Origin of the sequence: Novosphingobium sp. HR1a, assembly GCF_015594425.1 — a bacterium.
Taxonomy (GTDB): Bacteria; Pseudomonadota; Alphaproteobacteria; order Sphingomonadales; family Sphingomonadaceae; genus Novosphingobium; species Novosphingobium resinovorum_A.
In genome coordinates, this window is the sequence record NZ_JABXWS010000033.1 from 113,879 (window position 1) to 132,459 (window position 18,581).

The window sequence follows — 18,581 nt, forward strand, 5'->3', positions numbered from 1 at the left end:
AAGGTCCGCAACATGACTGCAGGCGCTACTGTCGAGAAGCACGCTATGCGAGGATTAATCCGGCACCGTGCATGCGTTCTGCGCAACATCGCATGCAAAAGGGCGGCCCGGACAACCGGACCGCCCATAGCTCCGTACTCGGCACTCACGCAAAGGGACGGGAAACGCGAGCGCCGTTGCGGGCGGTTACGCCGCTGCGGTGGTATCCTCGCCGGTTTCCACGACGGTCAGCTTGCTGCCTCCGACCACGACCTTCTTAGGCTTCATCGCCTCGGGAACCTCGCGCACGAGGTCGATGACGAGCAGGCCGTCGGCAAGGTCTGCGCTATCGACACGCACGTAGTCGGCGAGTTCGAAGCGGCGTTCGAAACCGCGCTGGGCGATGCCGACGTGCAGCATTTCGCCATCGGTGGTCTCATCGGGCTTGTGGCCCTTCACGACCAGCAGGTTCGCCTGCGCGGTGATGTCGATGTCGGCCGGCTTGAAACCCGCCACCGCCAGGGTGATGCGGTAGGCATCCTGGCCGCGCCGTTCGATGTTGAAGGGGGGGTACTTGTCGCCCGAATTCGCGCGCGCCTGGTTCTCGATCATGTCGAACAGGCGGTCGAAGCCGACCATGGTGCGGCGATAGGGCGAAAAATCGATGCGGTTCATGACAAAAATCCTCCAATGAGCAATCTTCGTGTGGATGAGGCCCGCGATGCGGCGCCTCGTTCTGTGAGCCATCCCCTTGGCGGGCCATGACTCGCATTCCTAGATATGCTAGCCGCCCGACCTTTCAAGGCCTGACCCTCAATGAGCATCTGAATGGAGTTTGGCATGAGCCAGCCGAAGATTGAAATCTACACCAAGTGGGGCTGCCCCTACTGCGTCGCCGCCAAGTCGCTGCTCGACAAGAAGGGCGTCGCCTACGAGGAATACGACCTGACCATGGGCGGCCCGAAGCGCACCGAAATGCTGGAGCGCGTGCCCGGCGCCACCACGGTCCCGCAGATCCTGATCGACGACAAGCCCTTCGGCGGCTTCGACGACATCAATGCGCTCGACCGCGAGGGCAAGCTCGATCCGGTACTGGGGCTCTGACCGGATGATCCGCGCGGCGCTGTTCCAGATGACGACGGGCATCGACCCGCAGGCCAATGCGGCGGCGATCGTCGATGCCGTCGCTGCGGCACGTGCGGGCGGGGCGGCCATGCTGTTCACGCCCGAGATGTCCGGCCTGCTGGACAGGAAGCGCGCGCGCGCGCGCGAGGCGATCCGGAGCGAGGCGGACGATCCCGTTCTTGCGGCGGTGCGCGATGCGGCGCGGCGGGAAGGGATATGGGTGCATATCGGATCGCTCGCCATCGCGCGTGAAGACGGCAAGTGGGCCAACCGGGCTTTCGTGATCGACGACGCGGGGGAAATCCGCGCCCGCTACGACAAGATGCACATGTTCGACGTCGATCTTTCGACCGGCGAAAGCTGGCGCGAATCGAACGCTTACGTGGCCGGTGATGAGGTGGTCACGGTGGAAACGCCGCTCGGGCGTCTGGGGCTGGCGATTTGCTATGACGTGCGCTTCCCGGCCCTGTTCGAAGCGCTGGGCCGTGCGCACTGCGACGTGATCGCCATTCCCGCTGCCTTCACGGTGCCCACCGGCAAGGCGCACTGGCACCTCATGCAGCGCGCCCGCGCGGTCGAGGCCAGTGCTTACGTGCTCTCGGCCGCGCAATGCGGGCGGCATGACGATGGCCGCGAAACCTACGGCCATTCACTGGCGATCGACCCCTGGGGCGAGGTCCTGCTCGACATGGGCGGTGCGGATGACGGTGGCACCTCAGGCGTGGGTTTCGTCGATCTCGACGCGGCGCGCATCGCCGAAGTGCGCGGTCAGCTTCCAAGCCTTGCCAACCGTCGCACCATCGCCAAATAGCTGGTGTCATGATCGTTTTCGACCTGGAATGCCGCGAGGCACAGCATCGATTCGAGGGCTGGTTCAAGTCCTCGGACGACTATGCACGCCAGCAGGAACGTGGCCTGGTGGCGTGTCCGCATTGCGGTTCCGGCGAGGTGGCGAAGGCGGTTCAGGCGCCGCGTCTCGCGCGTAAGGGTAACCAGTTGCCGCAAGTAGCGCCGAGTCCTGCTCCGGCACGCGCCAAGGCGCCGCCGCCGAGTGCGCCCGTCGCCAATGCTCCACTGCCGCCGCAGGCCGCCGAACTGATGCAGGCTCTGGCGACGATGCAGGCCGAGGCGCTGAAATCCTCGCGCTATGTCGGGGAGAGCTTCGCCAAGGATGCACGGGCCATGCATTACGGCGAGCGTGAGGTCGAGACCATCCACGGGCAGGCCAGCCCCGCCGAGGCGAAGGAACTGATCGAGGAAGGAATCGGCCTCATGCCGCTGCCGTTCCCGGTTGTCCCGCCCGAGCAGGCGAACTGATTGCCAAGCTGCCATGCAGCCGCTAGGACGCCTCGGCACGCGCCCGTAGCTCAGCAGGATAGAGCATCAGATTCCTAATCTGGGGGCCACAGGTTCGAATCCTGTCGGGCGCACCATTTCACGATCGATACGTCCATTTATGCGTTGACGTCCTATAGCGTGATCGACTTCAGCTGTATCATCGTCATTCCCGCGAAGGCGGGAATCCATCTCCTGATGGTGACTGTTGCAAGGACATCAGTTGGGTCCCCGTTTTCGCGGGGATGACGAACGGTTTTTCAGTCAAATGCGATCACACCCTAGCCCCGCGGCTTGCTGAACCAGAACGGAGGCATCGCGCGTTTGCGTGGCCAGATTTCGTCGAGCGTATCGCTCTCGTAGAGGCGTCCGTTCTTCATGACCTGCCGGATCGACAGCGTGTTCGCGATGCCATCCAGCGGGTTGCGGTCCAGAATGACGAGGTCGGCATATTTGCCCGGCTCGAGGCTGCCGAAGTCGGCGTCCCGTCCGATCGCGCGGGCACCATCGATCGTCGCGGCGCGCAGCACTTCCAGCGGCGTCATCCCGCCCATGGCATAAGCCTGCATTTCCCAGTGAGTGCCGAGGCCCGGGACTTCGCCATGCGCGCCGAGGCCGAGCAGGCCGCCCATGTGCGTAAAGCGGGCGGCGCTCTTCGCCACATCGGGGAACAGGTACTCGCCCGGATCGCGCCACTCGCGCTGCCAGAATTTCTGGTCGCGGAACCAGTCCGGGGCGAACCGGGCATACTTCGCATCGCCGTGCGGAGCGTCGCGCGCGATGAAGTAGTTCTGCCCCGGAACGCCGCCATGGGTGATCTGCAGGGTCAGCGTATAGCTCGTGCCGCTGCGGGCGAGGAGTTGCAGCACATCGTCATGCAGTGTGGCGGGAGGGATGCTGTGCTCATTGCCTGAAAAGCCGTCGATGATGTGGGTGATGTCCAGCTTGCGGGACAGCGCGCCCTCGGTCGTGGGGTTGAGGCCCAGTTCCCGCGCGGCCTCGACCACCCATTGCCGGGTGCGGCGGTTGCCGGTGCGGTACTGCTTGATGTTGCCGAGGCGGTAATCGTCCCGGTAGCGGGAGAGGACCGCCTTCACTTCGGCCTTCGAGCGGAAGTCGTTGAAGGAAAAGACGGCCGGTCCCGTCGTCATGATGCGCGAGCCGATCATCTGGCCGCTGTCGACCAGGTCCTCGTAAGCCAGCATGTCGATGCTGAGCGAGGAGGGATCGAAGGCCAGCGTCACGCCGTAGGCCAGGTTCGCCGCCGGTCCCCAGTTGTGCATGTCGAGTACGTCGCGGCGGATGTCGGCGACGTGGTCGTGGATGTCGATGAAGCCGGGGACGATCGTTGCGCCTGCCAACTCACGGATCGCGGCATCGGCGGGCACGGGAAAGCTGCCTCGGGGGCCAATGGCGCGGATGTGATCGTCCATGATCAGGATATCGGCGTCAGGGATGACCTCGTCGCCCTTCATGGTGATCGCCCGGGCACCGCGCAGCAGCAGGGTGCCTTGCGGCGTATCGCGCGGAACGGTGACGACGAGCGGCCGCGCCGCGCCGCCGACGTCCGCCGCGCGGGGCGGTGTGCCCGCATCATCGAGCCTGACGCCGGAGAGGGCGCGGCGGTGCAGGGTCGACCCCACAGACCACCATATCGTCCGGCCGTCCTGCGACCATCCGAAGAAGTCGGCACCGACGTCGGTGATGCGGCGGTGCCTGACGGCGGGCGCGGTCAGGTTCACCGTCTCGCCGGCCTTGTCGGGCATGGTGAAGAGATGCAGTTGCTGTGCGATATGGGCGAGCGCCCAGCGCCCGTCGGGGCTGATCCTCAGATCGTCGGCGGACGCGAGGCCTTGCGCGAAATACCAGTTCGGCCCGGCAGCTTGTACGGCAAGGTGGTCGCTAGCACGCCCCCGCCACTTCACGGCATGGACGCCGTCGCTCTCGTTCAGGTAGACTGTGTCCGGCAGCGGCCCGAAATGCGGCGTGCCGCCGATCCGGCCGCTCAGCACGACCTGCTCGCCGTCGCTGTCGCCGTCGTCATCCCCACCTCTGCCCAGCCGCACGAGGTCGGCGCTGCGCAACTGGCCGAATTCGACATAGCTGTTCAGCCGGTCCGCCTGAGGCGATCTGATGACGAGGACCGACGCGCCGTCAGGCGTGAACACGGGGTGCGTGTAGAACGCGGGGGTATCGGTCAGGCGCCGGGCAGGCCCACCGTCCAGCGGCTTCTCCCACACGAAGCCGCCGTCCTGCGCCGTCCAGGTGACATAGAGCAACCGCTTGCCGTCGGGCGACCAGCTGGGATGGAACTGCGGCGTCTCGTCGGCGTCGATGCGCTGCGGGCGTGCGCTGCCCTCGACCGGGGCTGTGTAGAGATGGCCCAGCGCGGAGAAGGCGACCGTCCTTCCATCGGGCGAGAGAGCGGGCGTCTGCATTAGCCGCGCGCGGACAGGGCCGGTCTCCTGCCGGATCGGACGGCGGGTGAGGGGGGCGAGGTCCATGTCGATGCGAGCGGTGAACGGGATGGCCGTCGCCGTGCCGCTGGCGATATCGATGCGGCTGATACCGCCGCCCATGTTCAGTACCAGCACCTTGTCGTCGGGCGTGAAGGCGAAGTGGGGGATGATGTCGCTCCAGGCCGATGCCTGAAGTTCGTCGTGATCGATCCGGATCAGTTCGCGGTCCATGCCGCTGCCGAGATCGCGAACGTGGAGGAACGTCCTGCCCACCCGGCGCATGCCGTAGGCCAGCGTGCGTCCGTCATGCGAGAGGACGGGGCGAAAGGCGCTCGACTGGACGGGGCCGAGCCGAATGTCGCCGATTGCCTTGACGATCGTATCGTCGATGCCGGTCGCGAGGTCGCGGCGGGCGATCTGCCATTCGGCAAGGGTGTCGAAGTCCGGCGATCCCTTGAGCCTGGCGTAATAGAGCAAGCGGCCGTCCGCGCTCGGCATGAGTCCGAGGCTGTTGATCTTGTCCTCTGTCTGGCCAGCATCCGGCCAGTTCGGCAGCGCCGCGGTGCCGAACCTGTCGCTGCCGTCGGCGGCGAAGAGCCAGCCTTCGTAGGCATTGCGGTCCGGCCAGAAGCGGCTGACCCAGGCCGTCTTCCCGTCGCTGGACCAGACGGGGGATACGAATATCGGATCGTCGTCGTAGAAGCTGAGCTGCCGGGCATCACCGCCATCGGCATCCATGACCCACAGGTTCTCGGCTCCCGATCGATCCGAGAGGAACAGGATGCGCCTGCCGTCGGGCGAGAAGGCGGGCTGGCTGTCATAGGCCATACCCCGGCTGATCGGCCTAGCCTCTCCGCCCTTGGCGTCCATGACGTAGATGTCGCCAAGCATATCCAGCACGATGGTCCGCCCGTCCGGAGACAGGTCGATCGAGGCAGCCGTCAGTTCGCTCGTGTCGAAGCGGATCTTGCGGTCGGGCTTGAGCGGCAGCGTTTGTCCGGCCTTGGCCGGGGTGCGCGGCAGGGTTCCGGAGGGACCTTCGGCTGCTGCCCCGCCCGTGGGTGACAACAGAGGCAGCGGTGGCTCGCCGAGTTCCTGCGGACCATGCGCCTGCAGCGGTGTAGTTCCCGTGGCCAGAGCCAGCAGGACGGCATGCGCGATCAGCCGTCGTACCGATATGTCGCGCATGCAGTTCCCGTCATTCAGGTCAGAAGGTCTTGGTAACCGTGCCGATTACCTGACGTCCAGCCCCATAAGTACAGCCCGCCGGGCCCGAGCAGCGCGCGACGTAGAGCTTGTTGAAGATATTCGATCCGTTGACCGCGATGCGCCAGCCCGGAATATCGTAATGGACGATCGCATCGAACAGCGTGGACGCCTCTCCGTAGTAGACCACGGGATTGAACGGGCCGGGCAGGCTGCCCGCGCTGTCGCTGGTGTAGCGCCCGCCGAAGCCGAAGCCCAGACCGCCCAGAGAGCCCTTCTGGATGGTATAGTCCACGAACAGCGACAGCTTGTGCTTGGGGGTCACGGGCAGCGGCGCGCCGATTTCTGCAGCAACGTTGCTCTTTTTGACCTCGCTGTCGTTGTAGCTGTAGGCGCCGTTGATCGAGAGCTGGTCGCGCAGGCGGGCGACGAATTCCAGTTCCGCGCCCTTGACCTCGACTTCGCCGGACTGCGTGCCGAAGACCGGGGACACCGACGGTGCCGTCGCCACCACGTTGGTCTGGTTGATCTTGAACACCGTCGCCGTCACCAGCAGCTTGATGCCTTCGCCAAGGCCGCGCGCGTCGTACTTGACGCCGCCTTCCCACTGCTTGCCCGCGCTCGGCTTGTACGGGGCCAGGGTGACGCCGTCGGTGCCGACGACCGGCTCGAACGAGGTCGCGTAGCTGACGTAAGGCGCGAAGCCGCTGTCGGTGACGTAGTTGGCGCCCGCGCGCCAGGTGAACTTCTTCTGCCTCTGTTTGGTGAGCGGGGTATCGACGTCCGCTGCGGCGAAGGGCGTCATGTAGCTCATGCGGACCCAGTCGTACCGGCCGCTGACCGTCAGGTACAGGTTGCCGATCGCGGCATGGTCCTGAAGATAGATGCCGGTTTGCTTGCGCCACTGCGTGTTGAAGCGCGTCGCATAGCCGGGGCGAAGCTGCGCGTCTGTGTAGGTGGTGTAGACCGGGTCGAACAGGTCCACCGTGCCGATCCCGTAATTGAAGGTATAGGCGGAATCGTTGAAGGTGCGGCGATAGTCGACTCCGGCGATCAGGTTGTGCTCGATCGGACCGGTTCCCAGCGTCGCGTCGAACCGGTTGTCGGTGGCGAAGCTGGTGACGTGTTCCTTGTAGGTGAAGTTCGACTGCAGGACCGTGCGATAATCGTCTGGAATACCGTCGAAATTGTTGTCGATCAGACCGCCGCTGCCGTAGATCTGGGTGGGCGTATCTTCGTTATAGCGGCTCCACTTGGTGTTGGAATGGAAGCTGACGCTGCCGAAGTCGTGACTGAAATCCCAGCCCGCGCCCCATTGCCTGCGCTTGTAGAGGTTGTTCGGATCGCCGACGTTGGCGCGGTGCGAAATCTTGCCCAGCGGATTGTCGAGCAGGGTGCCGTAGACCGGCATGAAGCCGTTGGTGTCGCCGCGCACAGTGTCGTACTGATAGTAGCCGAGCAGGGTCAGCTTCGTGTCCGGACCCAGCTTGAGCGTCGCGGTCGGCGCGGCGAGCAGGCGCTCGGCGTGGACGAGGTCGCGTTCGGCATCGCGATTGCGATAGAGGGCGGTGAAGCGCACGTCGAGCATGTCGCTGACCGGCCCGGTCATGGTTCCGGCGATCTGCTTGTAGTCGTCGGTGCCGTACTTCACGCCGATCTCGCCGCCGAATTCGCTGCTGGCGCGCCGGCTGGTCTCGTTGGTAAGGCCACCCGGCGGCGACGAGCCGTAGAGCACCGAAGCAGGCCCCTTGAGCACGTCGAGCGACTGGAAGGCGTAGAGATCGACGCCCACGCTGGAGATCGAGGTGGAGTTCGGCGTCGCCAGCCCGTCCATGTATTCCTTGGGCGTGAAACCGCGCACGGTCAGGAAGTCGAAGCGCAAATCGGGGCCGTAGCTCTCGCCGAAGACGCCTGCGGTATAGCGCACGGCCTGCTGGGCATCGACGAAGTTGAGCAGGTCGATCTGGTCGCGGGTGATGACGGACACCGACTGCGGCGTCTCGATCAGCGGGATGTTCGCCTTGGAGGCCGTGTTGGTGCCTTCCGGCACATAGTGCGGCGCGGTGACGATGATGGCGTTCTCGCCGTCGATCGTCGTGCGGCTGGTGTCGAGGGTGGCCTCGGCGGTCGCGTCCTGCGCGAAGGCGGTGGTCGGCAGCAGCGTCAGCGCGGCGCCGCATAGCAAGGCTTTCCGGACGGCGCTGCGCTCGGCGTGGCTGGAAACGAACCTCATATCTTTATCCCCCTCTGGATATGCCTGCCGCACCGCCCTGGCTCGGTACGCACCAGCCAGCCCGTCGCTTTGGCGTTCGGGCGGCATGGTGTTGCGCTCAAATCATCGCACGCATCATAAAATGACTCTTAGCGAAATTCCGCTGCGTTTAGACGGTCGGATGAGAAAGCTCCGCGACTGCGACACAATTGCAACAGCGATCGTTGCGCGCGCAATCCCGCTGTGTGATGTGTCCGGGTGAGGAGTATGGGCGCGGCGTCCGTGATCGATCACCTCGATCCCAGTATCCGGACGTTCCAGCGCCAGACTTCGGCCGCCATGCCGACGGGGGCGAACGCCGCGCCGTCGCCGAAAAGGTACGTAGGCCAAGCAAACGCGCGGGCCTGGGTGATCGCGCGTCAAGCACCGGGCCGGCGGTCGCCTCCTTGCGAAGGCGACCGCCGGCTTGCGGTCAGGCCGCCGCGTCGAGCGACGCGCTGTCGATCACGAAGCGATAGCGCACGTCGCTGCGCATCATGCGCTCGTAGGCGTCCTCGATCTGCTGGATGTCGATCATCTCGACGTCTGAGACGATGCCGTGCTCGGCGCAGAAATCGAGCATTTCCTGCGTCTCGGCAATGCCGCCGATCAGCGAGCCCGCGATCGTCTTGCGGCCGAAGATCATGCCGCCGACATTGGGCGAGGGGTGCGGATGCTCGGGCACGCCCAGCATGACCAGCGCGCCGTCGCGCTTGAGCAGGCCGATATAGGTGTCGAGGTCGTGGCTCGCCGCGACCGAGTCGATGATCAGGTCGAACGTGCCGGTGTGCGCAGCCATTTCCTCGGCCTCGCGGCTGACCACCGCGCTGTCGGCGCCGAGGTCGATCGCGTCCTTGCGCTTGGCGGGCGTCGAGGTGAAGGCGACGACTTCGGCCCCCATGGCATGCGCGATCTTGATCGCCATATGGCCGAGACCGCCGATGCCGACGACGCCGACCTTCTTGCCCGGACCGGCGTTCCAGTGACGCAGCGGCGAGTACGTGGTGATGCCCGCGCAGAGCAGCGGCGCCACGGCGGCAAGCTGCTCCGCCGGGTGGCTGATCGAAAGGACGAAGCCTTCATCGACGACGATCCCGCGCGAATAGCCGCCCATGGTGTGGCCGGGCGCATCCGCCGTCTTGCCGTTGTAGGTGCCGACGAAGCCGTTCTCGCAATACTGTTCGAGATCGTCATGGCACGAACCGCAGTGGCCGCAGCTGTCGACCATGCAGCCGACGCCGACGGTGTCGCCGACCTTGAAGCGGCTGACTTCGCCGCCCACCGCGCTGACGGTGCCGACGATCTCGTGACCGGGAACGCAGGGGAAAAGGGTGCCGCCCCACTCGCTGCGCACGGTGTGCAGGTCCGAGTGGCACACGCCGCAATAGCTGATGTCGATCGCGACGTCGCGCGGGCCCGGCTCGCGCCGTTCGATGGTCATGGCTTCGAGGGGCTTGTCGCCGGCATGTGCGCCATAGGCGTTGACTTGCATGGAATGTCCTTGCTGTCGGAGGAAAATGGAAACTGGATCGGCACACGTGCCGCAAGTGCGAGATAGGCGCTTATCGCGCCAGCGATTAGTGTGGGATTTCTTCACGTCGCGATGAGTGGTGCTCACTATGGCGCGACAACTTCACCCCCACCCCGTCATTGCGAGCGCAGCGAAGCAATCCAGGGCGGTTTAAAGCTGCCCTGGATTGCTTCGCTGCGCTCGCAATGACGAAGGGTGGCGGGCGGGATTGCGCAGGCCCCGGTCGCTCGACAGGATAGCCCTCTCGCGATCGCGGCGATTCTTTGTCGGCGCGACCGTGCAAGACACCAAGTTCAGGGGCTTCATCACGATGCGCTTTTCGATCCCGGTCCTGCTTTCCCTCGGCGCCAGCCTGCTCGCATCGAGTACCGCGCAGGCGAAAGGCCATCCCGAGGCGGAAGCGCAAGTGCTTGACCTGTCGAAGCGCGCCATCGCTCTTCGCTCGGTGCAGGGGCCGGGCAACAAGACCGGCGAAGTCGCGGCGCTGTTCCGCGATGCGCTGCTGAAAGCCGGGTGGACCGCCAGCGACATCGAGATCGTGCCGCTCGGCGACACCGCCTACCTGATCGCGACGTGGAAGGGCAGCGACCCCGGCCTCAAGCCCCTCGTCATTTCCGCGCACATGGACGTGGTCGAGGCGAAACCGGAGGATTGGGAGCGCGATCCCTTCACCCCGGTGGTGGAGAACGGCTATCTCTTCGGGCGCGGCGCCAGCGACACCAAGTTCGAGGCGGCGCTGGCGCTGTCCTCGGTGATCGAACTGCGGCGCGAAGGGTTCCGGCCGAAACGCAGCATCGTCATCGCCTATTCGGGCGACGAGGAGACGACCATGGATACCTCCAAGGTCATCGCCGAGCGGCTGAAGGGCGCGGAACTGGTGCTCAACGTCGACGGCTCCTCGGGCACGCTGTCGGAGGCGGGCAAGCCGCTCTACTGGAGCTGGCAGGGGGCCGAGAAGACTTACGTGGACTACAAGGTCGAGGTGACGAACCCCGGCGGTCACAGCTCCGCGCCCCGGCCCGATAACGCGATCGTGCAACTGGCGCAGGCGATGGAGCGGATCGGCGCCTATCGCTTCAAGCCCGAACTCAACGACGTGACGCGCCAGTACTGGACCGGCGCCGCGAAGATCGAGCCCGACCCCAAGCTCGCGGCGGCAATGAAGGCCTTCGTTGCCAATCCGAACGATCCGGCAGCGTTGCAGGTGCTGCGCGCCAATCCCGCGACGGTCGGGCGCGTGTCGACGACTTGCGTGCCGACGATGATCTCGGGCGGCCATGCCCAGAACGCGCTGCCGCAGAGCGCGACGGCCAACATCAACTGCCGTATCTTCCCCGGCCACACCCGGCCCGAGATAATGGCGGAACTGGAGAAGGTGGCGGCGATGCCCGCGGCGAAGTTCACCGACGTGACCGGCGACGATTCGGTCGAGGCGCCCGCATCGCCGGTGCGGCCGGACTTCGTGGCGGCAGTGGGCAAGGCGGTAAAGGCGGCCTGGGGGCCGGTGCCGATCATCCCCTCGCAGTCCTCGGGTGCTTCGGACTCGATGTGGTATCGCGCGCTCGGCGTGCCGAGCTATGGCGCCAGCGCCTCGATGATCCGGGACTCCGACGAATTCGCCCATGGCCTCAACGAGCGCATCGGCCTGCTGAACATCGCGCCGGGCGTGGTCTACTACACCACCTTGCTGACGGACCTCGCGGGCAAGTGAGGGCGGCGGCGCTCGCTGCGGCTCTGGCTCTTGCGGGGCTGGCTGCTCCGGCGAGCGCGGCGTCGGTCTATGTCAGGGCAGGGCGCTTGCTCGACGTGGAGAGCGGCACTGCCAGCACCGGGCAATGCGTGCTGGTTGAGGGCGAGCGGGTGGCGAGGGTCGAGCCTTGCGCCGTGCCGCCGCCGGGTGCCGAAACGCCCGACTGGTCGGCCTATACGGTGCTGCCGGGGCTGATCGATCTCCACACGCACCTCGCCGATACCGGGCAGAGCGCCGACGTCGCCGCGCCGCTCAAGACTTCGCCGCAACTGACGGCGCTGATCGGCGCGCACAACGCGAAAGTGACGCTGGAGGCGGGCTTCACCACGGTGCGCGATGTCGGCACCTATCGCGGGCTGACTGACGTGGCCTTGCGTGATGCCATCGCGCAGGGGCTGGTGCCGGGGCCGCGCATGTTCGTCGCGGGGGCCTACATCACGTCGCCGGGCGGCGGCGGCGAACTCAACGGCATCGTGCCCAACGACCAGCTTCCCGCCGACATGCGCCTCGGCGTCGTCCACAATGCCGGTGAAGCGCGCGAGAAGGCGCAGTACCTGTTCGATCACGGCGCCGACTTCATCAAGATGATCGCCACCGGCGCGGTCCTCGCGATCGGCACCGAGCCGGGGCAGATCGAATTGAGCGACGACGAGATGCGCGCCGTCGTGGACGTCGCGAAGGCGCACGGCAGCTACGCGACCGCCCATGCCCACGGCGCGGCGGGCATCAAGGCGGCGATCCGCTCCGGCGTACACAGCATCGAACACGCCAGCCTCATCGACGATGAGGGCCTCGCCATGGCGAAGAAGGCGGGCGTCTGGCTGGTCATGGACATCTACGACGGCGACTGGATCGACGAGCAGGGTACGCGCGAAGGCTGGCCGCAGGAATACTTGCGCAAGAACCGCGAGACGACGCAGCAGCAACGCGACGGCTTCGCCAAGGCAGTGAAGCGGGGTGTGAAGCTAGGCTTTGGCACCGACGCGGGTGTCTATCCGCACGGGCTGAATGCGCGGCAGTTCGCGTACATGGTCCGCTACGGGATGACCCCGGCGCAGGCGATCCGGGCCGCTACGATCGATGCCGCCGCGCTGATCGGGCATGAGAAGGAACTGGGCTCGATCGCGCCGGGCAAGTTCGCCGACATGATCGCAGTGGAAGGTGATCCGCTGTCCGATGTGCGTGTGCTGGAGCAGGTCGTCCACGTGATGAAGGCCGGTGCGGTAGCGAAGTAGTCCGATGGTCGAGGTGCGTTAGGGTATCTTTAGGTGCCGTTGAGTGCCGTTATGTAGCCGGGAGGTCCGCATGGTCGCAGCAATGTTTTCACGCAGGCAAGCGGCGGCCGGGCTGGCGGTCCTGCCGCTGGTCCCGGCAACCGTCCGCGCGGCGCCCTCGCGGCTCGACAGGGTGATGGTGCAGGGGCGTCCGCAGGATACGGCCTCGCTCTACAAGGTGCGCAACATATTGCCTGCGCTGGATAAACTTGGCGGCCTGCGGCGAATGCGATGCCGGGAGCCCTACAGCGGGACGCCCGGATGGAACACGTACATCGGTCTCGCGCGGGCGGGCGTGACGTTCTGCTTCACCCTCTCCGGCCGGGAAATCGCAAAGTCGATCGCCGATCTCAAGGCTTTCGCCGCTCAGGCTCCCGGTGCGATCTGGGCCATCGAATTCCCGAACGAGCCCGATCTGAATCCTGTAACCTACAACGGCGTTCGCGATCCGCGTCTAGGATTTAGAACCGGAAATGCTCCGGCATTTATTTCGTATATCAAAGACTTCTCGGCAGAATTTAAAGCAGAATCAAGACTGAAAACGATTCCCCTCATCGCCAGCAACGACTTCATGCAGGCAGACCAGGGGCCTTTCACGACTTACGGCAACGCCCATATCTACCCCAGCCCCACAACCGTGGTAGCGGACCGCCTGAAGGGCTTCGGCAAGAAGATAGAGGCAGGTCGCCATACACAAGGCGTGATCACCGAATGGGGCAGAACCACGGGTGGAAGCGCGAAAAACGTTACTTCTCCGCCGGTTTCGCTGGACCAGCAGGCCAGCCTGCTCGCCTCCGATGTTGAGGCTGCGCTCGCCCAGCCCTTCATCCGCGCGATCAGCCTTTACGAACTGTTTTGCTGGGCCGGACCCGGCGAGATGAACAACTTCGGCCTGTTCAACGCCGACCTGACTCCGCGCCCCGCTGTCGCCGCGATCCTGGCCGTAATCGGCTGAAAATTAGCGAAAACGTCGGTACATCCCACCGAAACCCAGCGCCATTCCGCGACTGTCGGCAATGACCTCATGCGCGCAATTATGCCCCGGAGCCCCGGTCACGCCGCCGCCGGGATGTGTTCCCGCGCCGCACATGTAGAGCCCCTTGATCGGCCCCCGATACGCGCCATGCCCCAGCACCGGCCGCGCCGACCACATCTGGTCGAGCGTCAGATTCCCGTGCATGATGTCTCCGCCGACCAGCCCGAATTTGCGCTCCAGCCCCTTGGGACTGAGCACCTGTCGTCCCAGGATCGAGGCGCGGAAGCCCGGTGCATGCGCCTCCACCGTGTCGATAATGGCATCGGCGGCCTTGTCCTCCTCCATGTCCCAGTCGCGTCCATCGGGTAGTTCGGGCGCGAATTGCTGGCAGAACAGGCTGGCGACATGCTGGCCCGGAGGGGCGAGGCTGTCGTCCACGGTAGAGGGGATCAGCATCTCGACGATAGGCTTGCGCGACCAGCCGAACTGCTTGGCGTCGATGAAGGCGCGGTCCATGTAATCGAGGGTCGGGGCGATGATGATGCCGGACTGATGATGCTCGCCGGGCTCGGGAAGGCAAGTGAAGCGGGGTAGTTCCGAAAGCGCCACATTCATCCGGAACGTGCCGCTTCCCGCCTTGAAGCCCTTCATCCGCCTCCGGAAGTCGGCATCGAGGTCGGTGGGCGCGATCATCCGGTCGTAGAGCAGCTTCGGCCCGACATTGGCGATCACGCGGGGTGCGGCGATCTCCTCACCGCTTTCCAGGCGCACGCCCGCGACTTTGCCGCCATCGACCATGACCTGAGAAACCGGCGCTTCCAGACTGATTTCGACACCGAGGTCGCGGCAGACTTTGGCCATGATCTGCGTGATCGCGCCCATGCCACCGACGGAGTGACCCCAGGCGCCTTTCTTGCCGTTCACCTCGCCGAAGACATGGTGCAGCAGGACGTAGGCGCTGCCGGGCGTGTCAGGCGAGGCATAGTTGCCGACCACCGCGTCGAAGCCGAACGCGGCCTTCACGGCCTCGCTCTCGAACCAGCCGTCCAGCAGGCTGCGGGCCGACTTGGTGAACAGGTCGAGCACGTCGCGCTGGGCTTCCATGGACAGGCCAGCCAGCTTGCGCCCCTGCAGGGCCGCATCGACCAGCGCGCGCCAACCACCGCCTGCCTCGGGCGGGGTCCTAAGAGCGAGGTCGCGCAGCACCTCGGCGACGCCTTCAAGGGCATCGTAATAGGCCGGGAGAACATCGGCGTCGTGCGCGGAGAAACGGCGGAACTCCGTCTGTGTGCGCTCCAGTCCGCCGCCGAGCTTGAGGTAGCCGCCATCCTCTTGCGGCAGGAGATTGCTTATGGGCCGCTCGATCACGCGGTAGCCGTGGTCGGCAAGGCGCATGTCGGCGATGACCTTGGGCTGCAGCAGGCTGACCGTGTAGCTGGCGACCGAGTTGCGAAAACCGGGGTGGAACTCCTCCGTCACCGCCGTCCCGCCGACGATGTCCCGCCGCTCCAGAATGCGCACCTTTAGCCCTGCGCGGGCGAGATAGAAGGCGCAGGTCAGGCCGTTATGGCCGCCGCCGATGATGAGTGCGTCGTAACGGTCGGTCATGCGGTCCTGCTCCAGCCGGGGGCGGGGGAATGTTCGAAGCGGGCAGCGGGAATGATCTCCCGCATACGCTTGCAGAAGTGGCGCAGGCAGACCTCCTTGTCGGAGAGCGGCCCGATCGAGAAACTGCGCGACGCCATGCCCGCCTGCACGCGGGTGATGAGCGCGGTATCCTCTGCGTTCACCTCGCGATTGATGCGCCAGTTGAGGTAGCGCGCCGCCTTCATTTCGCGCCGGTGATCATCGAGGACATAGCTGATCTCGCGGATAATGCTGGTGGTCGGGCTGACCGGAAGCCATTGCATGAAATCGACCTGATCGGGATAGACGTCGAAGGCGACGTTCGGCCACAGCTTGAAATAGAGCCAGTGACGCTGCCGTTCCGGCGGCAGGTGCGGCACCGGCGGGAGCAGGCGCTGGTACATCCGCTCCGACCAGTTGGCGGAGGGCATGTCCATCAGGTCGCCCCACATGCGATCGACGTTTGCCTCAGCCTCTACGCCATAGCTGCGACCGAACAGCCGTGTGAGGCCCGGATGGGCGACCGGGATGTGCAGCCCGTCGGAATAGTTGTCGCCTATGTTCTTCCAGTTCACATCGCGAGGGCGCAAGGTCACGCGGCCGAGCGCCTTCAATTCGCGGAAGCGATAGGGTGCCACCATCTGCTCGTAAGGCGCCATCATCCGGGCCACCGATGGGCCGCCGTCATTCACCAGCCGCACGAAGACGAAACTACTCCAGACCTCGATCTCGACCGGTGCAAGCCCGTGCCCGGCCTTGTCGAAAGCACGGTAGCTGGCGCTGTCCGGCACGCCGGTCAGGCGACCGTCGAGGTCGTAAGTCCAGGCGTGGTAGGGGCACACCAACTTCTTCGCGCAGCCGTTCGAACCATCGACGATGCGCGAACCGCGGTGTCGGCACACGTTGGTGAAGGCTCTCAGGGCATCGTCCCTGCCGCGCACCACGACCACGCTCTCGCCGATATAGTCGAGCGTGTGCCAGTCGCCGGGGTTGGGGATGTCGCTTTCGTGGCAGACGATCTGCCAACTGGGCGCGAACACGCGCTCCTTTTCCGCCTCGAAGAATTCGGCGTCGGAGTAAGTCCACGCGGGCAGGCTCCAGCCGTCCAGCGGATCGGTCATGGGGGCGTCGGCGACTTGCGTTGCCATGGCGGGCTCCTTGCTATACGATCGTATAACAAGCATATGGCCCAGCATCAATCCTTCACGCGGGAGCATCCCGACGAACGCCGCCAGAGCCTGGTGGAGGCTACCGCCAGGTGCCTTGCACGACATGGCGTAGCCGGGACGTCGGTAAGGGCGATCTGCGCCGAGGCGGGTGTCTCGCCGGGGTTGCTGCGCCATTACTTCGCAGGCGTGACCGATGCGATCGCACAGGCCTATCGTTGGACCGGCGGCCGCGTAGAGCAAGCGCTGGCGGATGCGGTGGCCGCCGCGGGCGAGGAGCCCCGCGCGCGACTTCTGGCCTATCTGTCGGCCAGTTTCCGGCCGCGGATCGCCGATCCGGCCCTGCTCGCGACATGGCTTGCGTTCTGGAGCATGACCCCGGTGAATGACGGGATCGGCCAGCTACATCAGCAGATATACGGTCAGTTCAGGACGGGTATCGAGGAGCTTATCCTCGCAGTGAATCCCGCCATGGGCGATGCCCGATTGCCTGCGATCGCCCTGACTGCGCTGATCGATGGCCTGTGGTTGGAACTTAGCCTGGGCAAGGCGCCGTTTACGCCTGACGAAGCAGAAGGGCTCGTCGAAAAGTGGCTCGATGCGCTGCTTTAGGTTTCGCGGCGGGTCCAGAGCCAGATCGGCAGGCCCAAGGCCATGAGGATGAAGCTCATCCCGCTCGCGCCGATGCCTGCGCCCCACAAGGCCCACAGCGCGTAGAGCGTGCCCAGAGCGGCGAACGGACGACAGACCCGCAGTTTCCACGCGGCCAGTGCGCAGGCGAGGTAAAGCCAGAGGGTCGCCGAAGTGGACAGCAGCAGCAGGTATTCGAACAGGCCGCGCATGGAGCGCAATCCGTTCATGATCACGAAAAGCGTCGTGATTCCGGTCGATACCACAAGCGCGCGGCGGGGCGTTCCCTCGCCATCGGTGGAGGCAAACCACCGGGGAAGTAGTCCCCGAACTGCCATGTCGCGTGACAGTTCGGCTTCGAGCAGGGTCCAGCCATTCAGGGCTCCGACGCAGCTGACCACGGCGAAGAGCGTGACCATGGCGGCCGCCGATCCGTTCCAGTAGCGCGCGACGAACGTGGCGAACGGCGCAGGGGACGCGGCCGCGATGCTCATCGGCAAGAGCATCGCGATGGCGGAGCAGACGATAAGGTACAGCAATCCGGTTAGTCCCGTTCCCCATAGCGTGGCGCGGGCAATGTTCACTTGCGGATTGCGTACCCGCGCCGCGACGATGCTGGCGGATTCGAACCCCAGTAAAGCCCACAAGGTGAGCGTCGCCGACGCATTTATGGATCCCGGTGTGATCGGCACGGCATCGAGCGGCATGACCTGGGCTTCACCGTTGAACAGCAGCCTTGCCGCTATGACGATCACGACGAGCAGCGGCACGATCTTGATGGCTAGGGTCGCGATCTGAAAACCGCCGGCCGACCGCAAGCCGCGCAAGTTGATGAGAGCGGTCAGCCACAAGAGGACGATTGCCGCCAACGCAGGTCCGAATGGGGCGGCTGACAGGGCTGGAAGTACGCTCGACATATAACTGACTGCGGCTACGGCGATCGTCGCAACCGCAGTCCAGATAGAGACGAGGTAGATCCAGCTGACGAAGAAACCCGTCATCTGACCGAATGCGACGGACACGAAGCCGGCTGGACTTCCCGCGCCGGGTTCGGCCTTGGTCAATCCGGTGAGTACGTAAGCTAGGACCAGGACGCCTGCGGTCGTCACGATCCATCCAGCGACCGCGTTCCAGCCAAGCGGGGCGAGACTGGCCGGCAGGAGAAAGACGCCGGAACCGATCATGTTGCCCATGACCAGAGCCATCGCGGCAAGGAGCCCGAGATGCTCCTTGCCGAGGCCGGTGCCATCGCTGGCGGTGCTCACTCCCGCGG

At 65.3% G+C, this 18,581-nt stretch carries 14 protein-coding genes and 1 tRNA gene; 8 read left to right on the forward strand and 7 right to left on the reverse strand.

What is annotated here, in order from left to right; genetic code table 11:
* Positions 1-186: 186 nt before the first annotated feature.
* Positions 187-654 carry an Hsp20 family protein gene (locus tag HWN72_RS06775; protein WP_036522995.1) on the reverse strand — a complete coding sequence of 156 codons (468 nt, stop codon included), beginning with the start codon at positions 652-654 and terminating at the stop codon, positions 187-189.
* Positions 655-819: 165 nt separating this feature from the next.
* On the opposite strand from HWN72_RS06775, the gene grxC reads away from it, so the two are divergent.
* From grxC to HWN72_RS06795, 4 genes are all read left to right on the forward strand, one after another.
* Positions 820-1,083, forward strand: a complete 264-nt coding sequence (gene grxC, locus HWN72_RS06780; protein WP_036523411.1) for a glutaredoxin 3 — start codon at positions 820-822, stop codon at positions 1,081-1,083.
* Between the two features lie 4 nt (positions 1,084-1,087).
* Positions 1,088-1,915: a carbon-nitrogen hydrolase family protein gene (locus HWN72_RS06785; protein WP_211149996.1), complete on the forward strand. Its 828-nt coding sequence runs from the start codon at positions 1,088-1,090 to the stop codon at positions 1,913-1,915.
* Positions 1,916-1,923: 8 nt separating this feature from the next.
* Positions 1,924-2,421, forward strand: a complete 498-nt coding sequence (locus HWN72_RS06790; protein ID WP_008830291.1) for a DUF1178 family protein — start codon at positions 1,924-1,926, stop codon at positions 2,419-2,421.
* A 39-nt stretch (positions 2,422-2,460) separates the two neighbouring features.
* Positions 2,461-2,537 (forward strand) — tRNA-Arg (locus tag HWN72_RS06795).
* A 183-nt stretch (positions 2,538-2,720) separates the two neighbouring features.
* Here HWN72_RS06795 and HWN72_RS06800 read toward each other — a convergent pair.
* From HWN72_RS06800 to HWN72_RS06810, 3 genes are all read right to left on the reverse strand, one after another.
* Positions 2,721-6,086 (reverse strand): amidohydrolase family protein, encoded by a 3,366-nt coding sequence (locus HWN72_RS06800; RefSeq protein ID WP_083274577.1) that lies wholly within the window; start codon positions 6,084-6,086, stop codon positions 2,721-2,723.
* A 19-nt stretch (positions 6,087-6,105) separates the two neighbouring features.
* Entirely contained in the window at positions 6,106-8,337 is a 2,232-nt protein-coding gene (locus HWN72_RS06805; protein WP_069707698.1) for a TonB-dependent siderophore receptor, read from the reverse strand.
* A gap of 451 nt (positions 8,338-8,788) precedes the next feature.
* Positions 8,789-9,847 (reverse strand): NAD(P)-dependent alcohol dehydrogenase, encoded by a 1,059-nt coding sequence (locus HWN72_RS06810; protein WP_036523003.1) that lies wholly within the window; start codon positions 9,845-9,847, stop codon positions 8,789-8,791.
* 349 nt (positions 9,848-10,196) lie between these two features.
* Here HWN72_RS06810 and HWN72_RS06815 point away from each other — a divergent pair, with 349 nt between their 5' ends.
* The 3 genes from HWN72_RS06815 to HWN72_RS06825 all read left to right on the forward strand — a co-directional run bounded on the left by HWN72_RS06815 (position 10,197) and on the right by HWN72_RS06825 (position 13,865).
* Complete coding sequence (locus HWN72_RS06815; RefSeq protein WP_036523416.1) at positions 10,197-11,597, forward strand: M20/M25/M40 family metallo-hydrolase; 1,401 nt, start codon at positions 10,197-10,199, stop codon at positions 11,595-11,597.
* Positions 11,594-12,871 carry an amidohydrolase family protein gene (locus HWN72_RS06820; RefSeq protein WP_289357657.1) on the forward strand — a complete coding sequence of 426 codons (1,278 nt, stop codon included), beginning with the start codon at positions 11,594-11,596 and terminating at the stop codon, positions 12,869-12,871. The genes HWN72_RS06815 and HWN72_RS06820 overlap by 4 nt, the downstream gene beginning before the upstream one ends.
* 70 nt (positions 12,872-12,941) lie before the next feature.
* Positions 12,942-13,865: a hypothetical protein gene (locus HWN72_RS06825; protein ID WP_036523005.1), complete on the forward strand. Its 924-nt coding sequence runs from the start codon at positions 12,942-12,944 to the stop codon at positions 13,863-13,865.
* Between the two features lie 3 nt (positions 13,866-13,868).
* On the opposite strand, the gene HWN72_RS06830 is transcribed toward HWN72_RS06825, so the two are convergent.
* Both HWN72_RS06830 and HWN72_RS06835 read right to left on the reverse strand, forming a co-directional pair.
* Complete coding sequence (locus HWN72_RS06830; RefSeq protein WP_036523008.1) at positions 13,869-15,494, reverse strand: NAD(P)/FAD-dependent oxidoreductase; 1,626 nt, start codon at positions 15,492-15,494, stop codon at positions 13,869-13,871.
* Positions 15,491-16,660, reverse strand: a complete 1,170-nt coding sequence (locus HWN72_RS06835) for an aromatic ring-hydroxylating dioxygenase subunit alpha (RefSeq protein WP_211149987.1) — start codon at positions 16,658-16,660, stop codon at positions 15,491-15,493. The genes HWN72_RS06830 and HWN72_RS06835 overlap by 4 nt, the downstream gene beginning before the upstream one ends.
* A 36-nt stretch (positions 16,661-16,696) precedes the next feature.
* Between HWN72_RS06835 and HWN72_RS06840 the strand changes: the two genes are divergently transcribed.
* Positions 16,697-17,290 (forward strand): TetR family transcriptional regulator C-terminal domain-containing protein, encoded by a 594-nt coding sequence (locus tag HWN72_RS06840; RefSeq protein ID WP_036523012.1) that lies wholly within the window; start codon positions 16,697-16,699, stop codon positions 17,288-17,290.
* On the opposite strand, the gene HWN72_RS06845 is transcribed toward HWN72_RS06840, so the two are convergent.
* Positions 17,287-18,573, reverse strand: a complete 1,287-nt coding sequence (locus tag HWN72_RS06845; protein WP_051586699.1) for an amino acid permease — start codon at positions 18,571-18,573, stop codon at positions 17,287-17,289. The genes HWN72_RS06840 and HWN72_RS06845 overlap by 4 nt on opposite strands.
* Positions 18,574-18,581 lie beyond the last annotated feature (8 nt).